We start from the raw sequence: 13,247 nt of genomic DNA on the forward strand, positions 1-13,247 counted from the left end.
TCGCGGCCCAACGGGAGCAAGCTCCCTCGCCACAGTGACAGCGCTGAACTTTGGCTGGCATTAGGGCAACGCTCGCGGGAAGTCAGGATTTTTCCAGGTTCGCCAGGATGTGCCCATGTACGCGCATGCACACGCGCATATCTTCCTCATCGACGCCCACAAACAGCTCATGGCGCAGGGCCGTGGCGATGGTTTCGATCTGGTCGATCAGAGGCCGGGCGGTATCGCACAGCAAGATGCGCTTGGCGCGACGGTCTTCCACCACGGCTTGGCGCTGGACCAGACCCTGGCTTTCCAGGCTGTCGAGCAGGCGCGCCAGAGTCGGCCCTTCCACGCCGACACTTTGTGCCAGTTCGCGCTGGGTGGGTGCTTCTGCGAAACGGGCCAGGTGCAACAGCACCAGCCAACGTGCCTGGGATAAACCCAGCCCCGCCAGGCGACGGTCCAGTTCGGCGCGCCAACCTCGGGACATTTGCGCCAACTGCATGCCAAAACGGTGTTGATCGGTTAACGGCATAAAAAACTCATGATTTAGACTGAAAATAAAGTATGGCTAATTATTAGTCAGCTAAGCATGAGCCATGTCAGTAGGCAAGCCTCGCTATGTACTGATTCGTTACATTGTCGCAATTGGCACACTAAATCTCGAATTCAGACTGCAAAGCGGCACGCACACAGTACAGAACACCCTCCGGAACACGCCCGGTAAACAGCGGCGCAATCTCAGTAACCAATGGCAATTCGCCTTCACCGTCCAGGAAAGCGTCCTGGATTTCACTTAGCAGATCTTCCGGCAAATCAAGGGCCTGCTCCAATGACAGCTGCTGCTTGCCGATGGACTCGGCGAGCAAGGTATAGACGTTCTTTTCCGAGCACTGCAATTGCCCGGCGATCTGAATCGGGGTCATCCCGGCACGGGCCAGGCTGATCAGTTCGTGGCGGATATCGGCAACTTCCTTCGGCGCTTCAGCCTGACCACCGAGCACCTCGAGGAACGCCTGGCCATAACGCTCCAGCTTGCGCGCACCTACGCCACTGACCCTCGCCATTTCGGCCAGGGTGGTGGGTTGCTCACGCAGCATTTCCAGCAAGGTGGAGTCGGGGAAAATGACATAAGGCGGCACGCTGTGTTCCTGCGCCAGTTTGCGGCGCAGGGCACGCAAGGCTTCCCATTGCTCGCGCTCCTCGCCACGCACCAGTTGGCTGGCCTGGCTGGTACTGCTCTTGGCGGTGGCCTGCGGCTTGAGGTCGCGGCGCAGCTCCAGGCTCACTTCGCCCTTGAGCAAAGGCCGGCAGCTGTCGTTCAAACGCAGGCCGCCGAAGCCTTCAATGTCGATGTCCACCAGACCCCGTGCAACCATCTGACGAAACAGCGAACGCCACTCGCCTTCGGCGCGGGCTTTGCCGACACCGTAGACCGAGAGCTTCTCGTGTCCGAAGCTGCGCACCTTTTCGTTGTCCTTGCCCAGCAACACATCCACCAGATGACCCACGCCATAACGCTGACCGGTACGGTAGATGGCGGACAGGCCCTGGCGCGCCGGTTCGGTGGCATCCCAAGTCTGCACGCCATCCACGCAGTTGTCGCAATGGCCACACGGCTCAGGCATGTCTTCGTCGAAATAGGCGAGCAGCGTCTGGCGGCGGCAACGGGTCTCTTCGCACAGCGACAGCATGGCGTCGAGCTTGTGTTGCTCCAGACGCTTGTGGCGTTCATCGCCTTCGGAGTTCTGCAGCATCTGCTTGAGCATCACCACATCTTGCAGGCCGTAGACCATCCAGGCATCCGCCGGCAGGCCGTCACGGCCGGCGCGACCGGTTTCCTGGTAATACGCCTCGAGGGATTTGGGCAGGTCCATATGGGCCACGAAGCGCACGTTGGATTTGTCGATGCCCATGCCGAACGCAATGGTGGCCACCATGATCAGGCCCTCCTCGTTGAGGAAGCGCTTCTGGTGGTAGGCACGCAACTCGTTGGGCAGGCCGGCGTGGTACGGCAGCGCCGGGTAACCCTGCTCACACAGGAACGCAGCCACCTCATCGACTTTTTTGCGCGACAGGCAATAAACGATGCCTGCATCGCTGCGCCGTTCGGACAGGAACGCCAGCAACTGCTTGCGCGGCTGCTCCTTGGGCACGATGCGGTAGAAAATATTCGGCCGGTCGAAACTCGACAGGAAACGCTCGGCGTTCTGCAAGTGCAGACGCTCGACGATTTCTTCACGGGTACGTTTGTCGGCGGTGGCGGTCAGGGCGATACGCGGCACATCGGGGAACAGCTCGGCCAATTGGCCCAACTGCAGGTATTCGCGGCGGAAATCATGACCCCATTGCGACACACAGTGAGCTTCATCGATGGCGAACAGGGCAATTTCCAGGCTCTGCAGGAAAGCCAGCATGCGCGGCTGCACCAGCCGCTCGGGAGCCAGGTAGAGCATCTTCACTTCGCCACGCCTGATGCGGGCCGCCAGGTCGCGCTGCTGTTCGGCGCTGAGGGTGGAGTTCAAGGCCGCGGCGGCGACGCCGAGCTCTTCGAGCGTGGCAACTTGGTCATCCATCAGGGCGATCAACGGCGAGACCACCACCGCCAGGCCATTGCGCAACAGGGCCGGCACCTGGAAGCACAGTGATTTGCCGCCACCGGTCGGCATCAGCACCAGGGCGTCACCGCCATTGGCCACGCGCTCAATGATCGCACCCTGGCGGCCACGAAAACTTTCGTAGCCGAAGATGTCCTTGAGGACGCGTTGAGCCTGCTCGAGCATGTAAAACTCCAAAATAGTGCCGAAACCCCTCTGTACAGGCTGGCCGAGAAAATACGATTTCACGGAAAATAATCCGTAAGCGAAGTTTTCTCGGGTGGGCGCTTGGCCTGCGGGGCATCACAAAACGCGGCAGTATACCCGAGCGTCATCCGGCAAAGGGGGTGACTGACGAATAGACACATCGCTCTAACCCGGCAGCTAAACCCGGTAAATATGGCGTTGCGGCTGGCCTGGGCGCTCAAGAAGGCCTAGAATTCAGCATCGTTTATTCCCAAGGTAGTCTTTCAATGTCCTTCGCTGAGCAACTAACCCGCCTGCAAGCCTTCCTCGACGCCGATGAGCTGCATGACGAGGCGCTGGACTACGTGGCCGCCCACGGCTACCTGACCGCCCTGTCGATCTGCGCCGATGTCGTGCCTGAGCGTGAATGGATCGACGCGCTGTTCGCCGAAGAGCCGCACTACGCTGACGACGCTCAACGCGAAGAAATCGAATCCACCCTGATCGCCCTCAAAGCCCACATCAGTCGCCAACTGGCCTCCGACGAAGAGTTCGAGCTGCCATGCGATCTGGACCTGGGCGAAGAGCCGGATGACTCCGAGCTGCGCGGCTGGTGCATCGGTTTCATGGAAGGCGTGTTCCTGCGCGAAGCCGCCTGGTTCGAGACGGCCGAGGAAGAAGTCAGCGAAATGCTGCTGCCGATCATGGTCGGTTCCGGGCTGTTTGAAGAAGAAGCCGAGTTTTCCGACATCGCCGCTGACGCCAACCTGATGGACGACATGATCGTACAGATTCCGGAAGCCCTGACTGCCCTGTACCTGCTGTGCAACGCACCTGACGAAAAACCGGCGATCCTCAAGCCACGTCACCATTGAGTCGTTTGCCCATGCCCCCCATGGGCAATCGCTCCCCGCTCCTGCGCTACGCGCTGCTGGCCATCGGCTGGCTCAGCGTAGCGTTGGGAGTGATCGGTATCTTCCTCCCGGTGTTGCCGACCACCCCCTTCCTGCTCCTCGCCGCCGCCTGCTTCGCCCGAAGCTCCCCGCGTTTCTACCAGTGGCTGGTGGAACACCCACGCCTGGGCCCGTGGATTCGCGACTACCTGGACGGCAACGGCATACCGCTCAAGGGCAAGGTCTACGCCATCGGCTTGATGTGGCTGAGCATCGGTTTTTCCTGTTACCTGGTGCCGCTGCCCTGGGCACGCGGTTTCATGCTGACCAGCGCGGTGCTGGTGACGATCTATATCTTGCGTCAGAAGACCCTGCGCACGCGCGATGACGAGCCTTAGCGCCAGCGCGGATGGTTCACCGCGACTTAGCGTCACGGCGCAGCGCCGGCATTGCCACATCGACAAGGCTCGACAGCGCCCACACGACCTTGGTCGACACTGACTAACCCCAAACATCATGCGAGACTGTCCAACCGGGCCTGGAATGCCTGGGTGTTCTTATGCTCGGAGTTACCATGACGCTGTCCAGCGGGCTGATCGCCGCAGTTGCCCTGGCCTATATGGCCATTATGTTTGCCATCGCTTTTTACGGTGACCGCCGCCATGCGCCGCTGCCGCCACGTATGCGTGCCTGGGTGTACAGCCTGTCGCTGGCCGTTTACTGCACCAGCTGGACGTTCTTCGGCGCCGTAGGCCAAGCCGCCGAACAGCTGTGGGCGTTTCTGCCAATCTATCTGGGACCAGTGCTATTGCTGGTGCTCGCACCCTGGGTGCTGCAGAAGATGATTCTGATCAGCAAGCAGGAAAACATCACTTCCATTGCCGACTTTATCGCCGCCCGCTACGGTAAATCCCAGTCCCTGGCGGTGGTTGTCGCACTGATCTGCCTGGTCGGCGTACTGCCCTATATCGCCCTGCAACTCAAAGGCATTGTGCTGGGCGTGAACCTGCTGATCGGCTCCGGCCCCGACACCACAGGCACCCGTGCCCAAGACACCGCCTTGGTCGTATCGTTGGTGCTGGCGCTGTTTACCATTGTGTTTGGTACGCGCAACCTCGATGCCACCGAACACCACCGTGGCATGGTGCTGGCAATTGCGTTTGAATCCCTGGTCAAGCTGTTCGCTTTTCTCGCGGTCGGCGCGTTTGTGACGTACGGCCTGTACGACGGTTTCGCTGACCTGTTCAGCCAAGCGGTACTCGCCCCACGTCTGGAGGAGTACTGGAAAGAGACGGTCAACTGGCCGTCGATGGTGGTGCAGACCGGCGTAGCCATGATGGCGATTATCTGCCTGCCGCGGCAGTTCCATGTAACGGTGGTGGAGAACATCGACCCACAGGATCTGCGCCTGGCCAAATGGGTGTTTCCGGCGTACTTGATCCTCGCCGCACTGTTTGTGATTCCCATCGCCCTCGGCGGCAAGATGCTGTTACCCGGTTCGGTATTGCCGGACTCCTACGTGATCAGCCTGCCCATGGCCGAAGCCCACCCGGCCCTCGCGGTACTGGCGTTTATCGGCGGTGCATCAGCCGCCACCGGCATGGTGATCGTCGCCAGCATCGCCTTGTCGACCATGGTCTCCAACGACATGCTGCTGCCATGGCTGCTGCGGCGCGCCAGTGCCGAGCGGCCATTCGAAGTGTTCCGCCATTGGATGCTGTCGGTGCGCCGGGTCAGCATTGTGATCATCCTGCTGCTGGCCTATGTGAGTTATCGCCTGCTCGGCTCCACCGCGAGCCTGGCCACCATCGGCCAAATCGCCTTTGCGGCCGTCACTCAACTGGCCCCGGCGATGCTCGGCGCGCTGTACTGGAAGCAGGCCAACCGGCGTGGCGTATTTGCCGGGCTGGCAGCGGGTACGTTCCTGTGGTTCTACACATTGGTCCTACCGGTTACCGCGAAAAGCCTGGGTTGGTCGCTCAACCTTTTCCCGGGGCTGACGTGGATGCATTCACACCCGCTCGGCTTGTCCGTCACCTCGCTGACCCTGGGCACCGTGTTTTCCCTGGCAGGTAACTTCACATTGTTCGTCTGGGTCTCGATGCTGTCGCGCACGCGGGTTTCCGAGCATTGGCAGGCGGGGCGATTTATCGGCCAGGAAATCAACCAGCGCGCCAGCACTCGTTCCATGTTGTCGGTGCAGATCAGCGACCTGCTCAGTCTCGCTGCGCGCTTTGTGGGCGAAGAACGCGCCCAGCAGAGTTTTATTCGTTTCGCCTATCGCCAGGGCAAGGGCTTCAACCCCAACCAGAACGCCGACAATGACTGGATTGCTCATACCGAACGTCTGTTGGCGGGTGTGCTTGGCGCCTCTTCAACGCGCGCTGTCGTAAAGGCCGCCATTGAGGGCCGAGAAATGCAGCTGGAGGACGTAGTACGCATCGCTGACGAAGCCTCCGAGGTCTTGCAATTCAATCGGGCATTGCTGCAAGGGGCGATTGAAAACATCACCCAGGGCATCAGCGTGGTAGACCAGTCGCTGAAGCTGGTGGCCTGGAACCGCCGTTACCTGGAGTTGTTCAACTACCCCGAAGGCTTGATCAGCGTCGGCCGGCCGATTGCCGACATCATTCGCTACAACGCCGAGCGCGGCCTGTGCGGACCCGGCGAGGCGGAAGTCCATGTGGCGCGACGCCTGCACTGGATGCGTCAGGGGCGTGCGCATACGTCCGAACGCCTGTTTCCCAATGGTCGGGTGATCGAGCTGATCGGCAACCCGATGCCCGGCGGGGGGTTTGTCATGAGTTTCACCGACATCACTGCATTCCGCGAAGCCGAACAAGCCTTGACCGAAGCCAACGAGGGCCTGGAACAACGGGTGACCGAGCGCACCCATGAGTTGTCACAGCTCAATGTCGCGCTCACTGATGCCAAGGGTGTGGCTGAATCCGCCAGCCAGTCGAAAACCCGCTTCCTGGCGGCGGTGAGCCATGACCTGATGCAGCCGCTGAACGCTGCACGGCTGTTCTCCGCAGCCCTCTCCCACCAGCACGAAGGCCTGTCCACCGAAGCCCGGCAACTGGTGCAGCACCTGGACAGTTCGCTGCGCTCCGCGGAGGACTTGATCAGCGACTTGCTGGATATCTCACGCCTGGAAAACGGCAAGATCAATCCGCAGCGCCAGCCCTTTGTCCTCAACGAGCTGTTCGACACCCTGGGCGCTGAATTCAAGGCACTGGCTCACGAGCAAGGCCTGCGTTTCCGGCTGCGCGGCAGCAGGTTGAGGGTAGACAGCGACATCAAGCTGCTACGGCGGATCCTGCAGAACTTTCTCACCAACGCATTCCGCTATGCCGACGGCCCCGTGCTGCTGGGCGTACGCCGACGCCAGGGCGAGTTGTGCCTGGAAGTCTGGGACCGCGGCCCCGGCATTCCGCAGGACAAACAAAAGGTGATCTTCGAAGAGTTCAAACGCCTCGACAGCCATCAGACACGTGCCGAGAAAGGCCTGGGCCTGGGCCTGGCGATTGCCGACGGCTTGTGCCGCGTGCTGGGCCACACCCTGAGTGTGCGCTCGTGGCCGGGCAAGGGCAGTGTGTTCAGCGTGCGCGTGCCACTGGCGCGCAACCAGGCCAGCCCGCAGATCAAGGCCACGCAGGACAGTGGGCAGCCACTGAGCGGCACGCGGGTTCTGTGCGTGGACAACGAAGAAAGTATCCTGATCGGCATGCGCAGCCTGTTGACGCGCTGGGGCTGCGAAGTGTGGACCGCCACCGACCAGGCGCAATGCGCGGCGCTGCTGGCCGACGGTGTGCGCCCCCAACTGGCGCTGGTGGATTACCACCTGGACCGCGGCGAAACCGGCACTGAACTGATGGGATGGTTGCGTGCGCAAATGGCAGAGCCTATCCCTGGGGTAGTGATCAGCGCCGATGGGCGGCCAGAAATGGTGGCCGAGGTGCACGCGGCCGGGTTGGATTACTTGGCCAAGCCGGTCAAGCCGGCGGCGTTACGAGCGCTGCTGAGCCGGTATTTGCCCCTATGAACCGCGTTTACTCCGGCAGGTGCGCAACGCCATCGGCGTCGGTCATGGCCCTCTCCAGCAAATCCGTCGGCAGGCTTTTACTGGCACGCGCACCGAGCAAGCGTAATTGTTCGGTGCGGCTGACCAGATTCCCACGTCCATCTGTCAGTTTGTTTCGGGCCGCGCTGTAAGCCTTGTCCAACTGTTGCAAACGGTTGCCCACCTCGTCCAGGTCCTGGATAAACAGCACGAACTTGTCGTAGAGCCAACCCGCACGCTCGGCGATCTCCCGTGCGTTCTGGCTCTGGCGCTCCTGCTTCCAGAGGCTGTCGATTACGCGCAAGGTGGCCAAAAGCGTGGTTGGGCTGACGATCACGATATGGCGGTCGAAGGCCTCCTGGAACAGGTTCGGCTCTGCCTGCAGTGCCGCAGAAAAAGCCGCCTCGATGGGCACGAACAACAACACGAAATCCAGGCTGTGCAAGCCTTCCAGGCGTTTGTAGTCTTTGCCGGCCAAGCCCTTCACGTGATTGCGCAAGGACAGTACGTGCTGCTTTAACGCCGCCTGGCCGATCACCTCGTCATCTGCCGCGACGTACTGTTGATAGGCAGTCAGGCTGACCTTGGAATCGACCACCACCTGTTTGTCGCCGGGCAACATGATCAGCACGTCCGGCTGGAAACGCTCGCCATCCGGGCCTTTGAGGCTGACCTGGGTCTGGTATTCGCGGCCCTTCTCCAGCCCTGCATGCTCCAGCACGCGTTCAAGGATCAGTTCGCCCCAGTTGCCCTGGGTTTTCTGGCCCTTGAGCGCGCGGGTCAGGTTGGTGGCTTCGTCCGACAGACGCAGGTTCAGTTGCTGCAGGCGCTCCAGCTCTTTAGCCAGGGAAAAGCGTTCGCGCGCTTCGTTCTGGTAACTTTCCTCGACGCGCTTTTCAAAGGATTGGATGCGCTCCTTGAGCGGGTCGAGTAATTGGCCAAGACGCTCCTGGCTGGTTTCGGCAAAGCGCTGTTCACGCTCATCGAAAATCTTGCCGGCGAGCTCGGCGAATTGCGCGCGCAGTTCATCGCGCGAACCTTGCAGATCGGCCAGGCGCTGTTGGTGACTCTCCTGTTGCTCACGCAGCTCGGCACGCAGGGCTGCCGAGAGCGCGTCGAGACGGCGCAGTTCGGTGTCCTTGGCATTGCGGTCGAGGTTCCAGGCGTGGGCGGCATCGCGGGCGTTATCGCGGTCGATCTGCAATAGCTCGACTTCGCGGCGCAGGGCGGCGAGGTCGGCTTGCTTGGCGGCATTTGCCTGGCTCAGGTCGCTGATCTCATCACGACTGGCGTCCAGTTGGGCGACAAGTCCTTCCTGGGCCAGTTGTGCGGTCGCCAGGCGCTCTTCAAGCAGTTCCCAGCCGGTCATGCGCGCCGTCAGCCGTCGCTGAATCTGCCAGCACACCGCCAATAACGGCACTGCTGCACCCGCAAGACCCAAGGCGACACTGGTCCAGTCAAAAACCATAGCCATTTCTGCCTTCACCGAAAAAAAGCAAGGTTAACCAAGCACAGGGCAGGAAGACAGCTCAGTCTTCGACTTGACCCAGTTCGCGTTGAGCACGCCGGTCACCGGCGCGAGCCGCCAGGCGCAGCAGGTCGTGGCCGATACGGCGGTCGCGGGCGTTGCCGCATTCACGGCACATCAATTGACCCAGGCGGCTTTGTGCGGCCACCACGCCTTCCCGGGCCGGCTGCTTGAGCAAGCGCCCGGCGAAGTGCTTGATATTGATGCTCTGCCCCAGGCGTGGGCTATCGAGCAGCCACAAAGCAACCTTCAAGGAGAAACGCTTGGGCGCGGTAACAGTTTGAGGGGTATCGGTAACAGAGGGTGATACTGAGCGAAACTTCATAAAGCACTGTGGGACAGAACGGAAGGCGCGCCACTCTACTCTTTTTTTCGTACAGGTAAAGCTGAAAAAAACCAGCTGGCCCGTCCTAGAGCAAGCGCTTGGGACAATCCACAGAAGCTGTGGATAACTCAGTGGACAACCTCTCTTTAATTCGCCCAAAGGCCCATGGAATGGGGGCCGCAGTCAAACTGACGATTTTTTCACCAATAAAAAAAAGCGAGATTTTTCATTGACTTAAATTTCCATTGCAGGCTGACGGGGACGCTTCGGGGCAGTTGACAAAGGGGTTACATACTTCGCAACTAATGTGCACAAGTGCCCTTCCAATGGTTATATCGAGGGTGTTTTTTGGTTCGACACCTCCTAATGATGACCGACAAGGCAGAGTCAGGTACTTTTCAAAACCCTCCCGCCTCGCCACACTGCCCGCCGACAACGCAACCGTGTAAGCATCCATGAAAGGCATTCTGTTATTCGCCATGTTGCTGCTGGCGATATGCGCGACCTCGCTGGGCATCAATGCAGCACTGCCTTCACCAGACGGCGCACTGTTTGCCAGCGCTATCCTGCTGTCGGCCGCCTTCACTGCGGCCAGCCTGTGCATCGAGCTGGGCGAAGGCAGGATCAGTGACATGCGCGACGTGATGAAAGTGATTGAGGCTGGCCAATCTCGGCGCCTGACACTGGCGGCTTACGGCTTGGGCTGCGCCTTGGCGGCCTCCCTGACGGTGCTGGTCTACCGTGGCCTGCTCGGTGGCTGATCGATTTTTTTGCGAATACGCTTCCTTTCCTTATTTCAATCCGTTACTATCCGCGGCGTTAGTACCAAGCTGAAAGTCAATTCTGGTCGAACAACTCCCTGAAAAAAATGGGATCGACCACCTCGATGGTTTCCAGGTATCACTTGCGATGACACTGCCTTTGAACGAACAAAGGGTGTCGCAACGTCTCAATACTCTGACCGAACCAACCTGCAAATTGATCAGGATCTTCACCCCGGGCCCAGAACCTTTGCCCTTGTTGTGTTGCCTGCCCTCCTAAGTACCTACCTGCCAGCCCAAGCGCGCCAAATTTATCAGCGCTTCAAACTGGCTGCTTTGTTCCAGTCGGGTTCTTCGTTTGATCAATGGTGATCAACGTTACTGGAACGTTTTAACGTTGCACGGTTCTTATCCGTGTCATTTGTAGGAACACCAATAACATGAACGCTCAAATCCACACTCAGGATGCCATTCGCACCCTCACTAATGCTTTTGCCCCAATGAACTGCCTGATCATGGCCGCTCGCAAAGGCTGCTTCAGCTTCACTCTGGTCAACGAACACGGCATCGCACGTCATAGCGAACGCCTGTACCCCGATCAATACTCCAGCGCTGAACCGCTGCAGGCTGTGATCGAGCGCACCCGTCAGGCATTGATCGCCTGATCGACCAAGGTCGCTGAAATACAAAAACCCTGTCTGATGACAGGGTTTTTTATTGCCTGAAATTCGCCAATTGAGCTTTTGTCTTAAGTTCAAATAGATATAAACGTTATAACTAAATGAAGGAAATATTTTAAAAACAGACCTTTACATCGCAAATATGACACTACACTTCAACTCAAGCGGCATGATCCGCTTTCGACGGGCCTGAGATCCGAACCACCGCTGCCAAGCCCTGCCCTCTCAGGCCTCGTCATCCACTTTCATGGATCGAGGCTTGTATGGGTATCGCCGCCAGCGAATTGTGTCGTTATGTGATCCGACCGACGTTGATGTACCTGGGCCGCCATGACCCGACAGCTGAATCCCTGCTGCTGGGCATTGCCGCCAGCCAGTCGGAACTGGGTTCAGCCCTGCATGATCGGCGTGGCCACGGCTTATACAGCATCACCGAACCTCGCCACCGCGCCCTCTGGGACGACTACCTGGCACTCGACCCCGAACGTGCCAGCCTCGTGCGCGGGCTGGCCAGCCAACATGCATTCTTCAGTGCGCCCCAGCTGGAGTTGACGGTGAACTTGCGGTACGCCACGGCAATCGCCTGGTTACTCGTCGAACAGCACAGCCCTGCCCTCCCCCCGGCAGGTGATGTATTGGCCATGGCGCGTATCTGGAAAGAAATATTTCACCCCCAAGGCCGGTTACGGGATTTCACCCACGCGTGGCAAACCTGTGTTTTACCTATGAATCAGGTCCCTTGTTGATCGGGTGTTTTGCAAGATTCGGCTAAAAACGCTGATTTTGGTCGGATTGTCCTACAAAACCGCTCTATCTCCCGGCTTACGGCCTATAGCGCTAACTCAAATTTATTGCTACTTTCCGCAGCGGTGATCACCACGGAGTTCTAATAATGAAAAAAGTAATGCTCAAGACCACACTTAGCCTCGCCGTAACCATGGCATCTTCCCAACTGTTCGCAAGCGGCTTTGCCCTGAACGAGCAAGATGTAGCCGGGATGGGTACGGGTTTCGCAGGCCGCTCTTCTTCTGCGGATAACGCAAGCACTGTCTACGGTAACCCTGCCGGTATGGCTCGCCTGGAAGGTCAGCAAATCACTGGTGGTGTTGCCGCTATCGATGCATCGACTGACATCAAAGATGCCAGCGGTCGCTCACGCGGCAGCAACAATGGCGACATGGTGCCGTTCACTGCCGTGCCTTTTGGTTTCTACACCAATAAACTCAACGACCAGTGGGCAGTCGGCTTTGGGGTTTATGCACCGTTCGGCTTGAAAACCGACTACGAACGCGGCTTCCAGGGTGCACCTTTTGGTAGCAAGAGCGAAGTACAAGTCCTCACCTTCCAGCCTACTGTCAGCTACGCTTTCAACGACAAGGTTTCGATCGGTTTCGGTCCAACCATTAACCGCATCTCCGGCACGCTTGAGTCGCAGCCAAACCTGGGCCTCCTGCCGCTTCCAGGTCTCGCCGGTACTGGTGACAACAGAGTCAAAGTCAAAGGCGATGACACTGCCTTGGGCTTCAACGCCGGTATCCTGGTGCAAGCCACTGATACCACACGTGTTGGCCTGACTTACCATTCGAGAGTGAAATACAAGCTCGAAGGTCACACCGAAGTCACTCCGGGCACTGGAGTTTCTCCTCGCTACCTAGGTGAAGGCCGCTACGACGCCTCGCTGAAAGTTGACACCCCTGAATCCTGGGACGCCTCGGTCACTCAAGACCTGAGCGACGCCTGGAAGGTTTACGGTGGTGCGACGTGGACGCGCTGGAGTCGCCTCAAAGACATTACCGTCAAGAACGAAGGCGTGACAAACGCGGGTGGTGCGCTTGCACCTTCGATCCTCGGTCAGATCCAAGAGCCACAAAACTGGCACGACACTTGGGCCTACGCCATCGGTACTTCGTATCAGGTCACCAAACAGGTGGTGCTGCGTACCGGTCTGACCTTCGACCAGTCGCCGACCAACAACACTGACCGCTCGCCACGTATTCCTACTGGCGACCGGACCATTTTCAGTGTCGGTCTGGGCTACGCGGTAATGGATAACATGACCGTCGATCTGGCTTACTCCTACCTCAAGGAAGAGCCGATCAAGGTGAACAAACAGAACGCGCTGGGCCAGTCCTATGCGGCCAAGTACGAAAACAGCGCCAACGGCTTCGGCCTGGGTGTAACGTACAAGTTCTGATTCATCGCTATACAAAAAGCCCCGCTCTCCTGCAAAGG

The 13,247-nt window shown here is 59.1% G+C and carries 11 protein-coding genes; 7 read left to right on the forward strand and 4 right to left on the reverse strand.

What is annotated here, in order from left to right; genetic code table 11:
• Positions 1-82 precede the first annotated feature (82 nt).
• Together EXW71_RS07355 and recQ are read right to left on the reverse strand one after the other, a co-directional pair.
• Entirely contained in the window at positions 83-517 is a 435-nt protein-coding gene (locus EXW71_RS07355) for a MarR family transcriptional regulator (RefSeq protein WP_123715558.1), read from the reverse strand.
• Between the two features lie 121 nt (positions 518-638).
• Positions 639-2,765 (reverse strand): DNA helicase RecQ, encoded by a 2,127-nt coding sequence (gene recQ, locus EXW71_RS07360; protein WP_134656907.1) that lies wholly within the window; start codon positions 2,763-2,765, stop codon positions 639-641.
• A gap of 287 nt (positions 2,766-3,052) precedes the next feature.
• On the opposite strand from recQ, the gene EXW71_RS07365 reads away from it, so the two are divergent.
• The 3 genes from EXW71_RS07365 to EXW71_RS07375 all read left to right on the forward strand — a co-directional run bounded on the left by EXW71_RS07365 (position 3,053) and on the right by EXW71_RS07375 (position 7,703).
• A complete protein-coding gene (locus EXW71_RS07365; RefSeq protein WP_123715557.1) occupies positions 3,053-3,640 on the forward strand; it encodes a YecA family protein in 588 nt (195 codons plus the stop codon).
• Positions 3,641-3,651: 11 nt separating this feature from the next.
• Positions 3,652-4,056 carry a YbaN family protein gene (locus tag EXW71_RS07370; RefSeq protein ID WP_134656908.1) on the forward strand — a complete coding sequence of 135 codons (405 nt, stop codon included), beginning with the start codon at positions 3,652-3,654 and terminating at the stop codon, positions 4,054-4,056.
• A gap of 176 nt (positions 4,057-4,232) precedes the next feature.
• The gene (locus EXW71_RS07375) at positions 4,233-7,703 is read left to right on the forward strand and encodes a PAS domain-containing hybrid sensor histidine kinase/response regulator (protein WP_134656909.1); all 3,471 of its coding nucleotides are present in this window, start codon (positions 4,233-4,235) and stop codon (positions 7,701-7,703) included.
• 7 nt (positions 7,704-7,710) lie between these two features.
• On the opposite strand, the gene rmuC is transcribed toward EXW71_RS07375, so the two are convergent.
• Both rmuC and EXW71_RS07385 read right to left on the reverse strand, forming a co-directional pair.
• Positions 7,711-9,189: a DNA recombination protein RmuC gene (gene rmuC / locus EXW71_RS07380; RefSeq protein WP_134657871.1), complete on the reverse strand. Its 1,479-nt coding sequence runs from the start codon at positions 9,187-9,189 to the stop codon at positions 7,711-7,713.
• A gap of 61 nt (positions 9,190-9,250) precedes the next feature.
• On the reverse strand, positions 9,251-9,574 hold the full coding sequence (locus EXW71_RS07385) for a sel1 repeat family protein (RefSeq protein WP_134656910.1): 324 nt from the start codon (positions 9,572-9,574) through the stop codon (positions 9,251-9,253).
• Between the two features lie 455 nt (positions 9,575-10,029).
• On the opposite strand from EXW71_RS07385, the gene EXW71_RS07390 reads away from it, so the two are divergent.
• The 4 genes from EXW71_RS07390 (at position 10,030) to EXW71_RS07410 (ending at position 13,209) form a co-directional block, all read left to right on the forward strand.
• Positions 10,030-10,335 (forward strand): hypothetical protein, encoded by a 306-nt coding sequence (locus EXW71_RS07390; protein ID WP_134656911.1) that lies wholly within the window; start codon positions 10,030-10,032, stop codon positions 10,333-10,335.
• Between the two features lie 440 nt (positions 10,336-10,775).
• Complete coding sequence (locus EXW71_RS07400; protein WP_010208698.1) at positions 10,776-11,000, forward strand: hypothetical protein; 225 nt, start codon at positions 10,776-10,778, stop codon at positions 10,998-11,000.
• A 278-nt stretch (positions 11,001-11,278) separates the two neighbouring features.
• Positions 11,279-11,761, forward strand: coding sequence for a hypothetical protein (locus tag EXW71_RS07405; RefSeq protein ID WP_123715552.1), 483 nt, complete (start codon positions 11,279-11,281; stop codon positions 11,759-11,761).
• 146 nt (positions 11,762-11,907) lie between these two features.
• Positions 11,908-13,209: an OmpP1/FadL family transporter gene (locus tag EXW71_RS07410; RefSeq protein ID WP_134656912.1), complete on the forward strand. Its 1,302-nt coding sequence runs from the start codon at positions 11,908-11,910 to the stop codon at positions 13,207-13,209.
• The last annotated feature ends 38 nt before the right edge of the window (positions 13,210-13,247 follow it).

Source organism: Pseudomonas sp. BCA17 (assembly GCF_004519405.1).
Classification (GTDB): domain Bacteria; phylum Pseudomonadota; class Gammaproteobacteria; order Pseudomonadales; family Pseudomonadaceae; genus Aquipseudomonas.

Coding starts and splice junctions, on each gene's coding strand:
- EXW71_RS07370 (WP_134656908.1), top strand. CDS start 3,652: ATGCCCCCCATGGGCAATCGCTCCCCGCTCCTGCGCTACGCGCTGCTG.
- EXW71_RS07355 (WP_123715558.1), bottom strand. CDS start 517: ATGCCGTTAACCGATCAACACCGTTTTGGCATGCAGTTGGCGCAAATG.
- EXW71_RS07405 (WP_123715552.1), top strand. CDS start 11,279: ATGGGTATCGCCGCCAGCGAATTGTGTCGTTATGTGATCCGACCGACG.
- EXW71_RS07365 (WP_123715557.1), top strand. CDS start 3,053: ATGTCCTTCGCTGAGCAACTAACCCGCCTGCAAGCCTTCCTCGACGCC.
- EXW71_RS07410 (WP_134656912.1), top strand. CDS start 11,908: ATGAAAAAAGTAATGCTCAAGACCACACTTAGCCTCGCCGTAACCATG.
- rmuC (WP_134657871.1), bottom strand. CDS start 9,189: ATGGTTTTTGACTGGACCAGTGTCGCCTTGGGTCTTGCGGGTGCAGCA.
- recQ (WP_134656907.1), bottom strand. CDS start 2,765: ATGCTCGAGCAGGCTCAACGCGTCCTCAAGGACATCTTCGGCTACGAA.
- EXW71_RS07400 (WP_010208698.1), top strand. CDS start 10,776: ATGAACGCTCAAATCCACACTCAGGATGCCATTCGCACCCTCACTAAT.
- EXW71_RS07375 (WP_134656909.1), top strand. CDS start 4,233: ATGACGCTGTCCAGCGGGCTGATCGCCGCAGTTGCCCTGGCCTATATG.
- EXW71_RS07385 (WP_134656910.1), bottom strand. CDS start 9,574: ATGAAGTTTCGCTCAGTATCACCCTCTGTTACCGATACCCCTCAAACT.
- EXW71_RS07390 (WP_134656911.1), top strand. CDS start 10,030: ATGAAAGGCATTCTGTTATTCGCCATGTTGCTGCTGGCGATATGCGCG.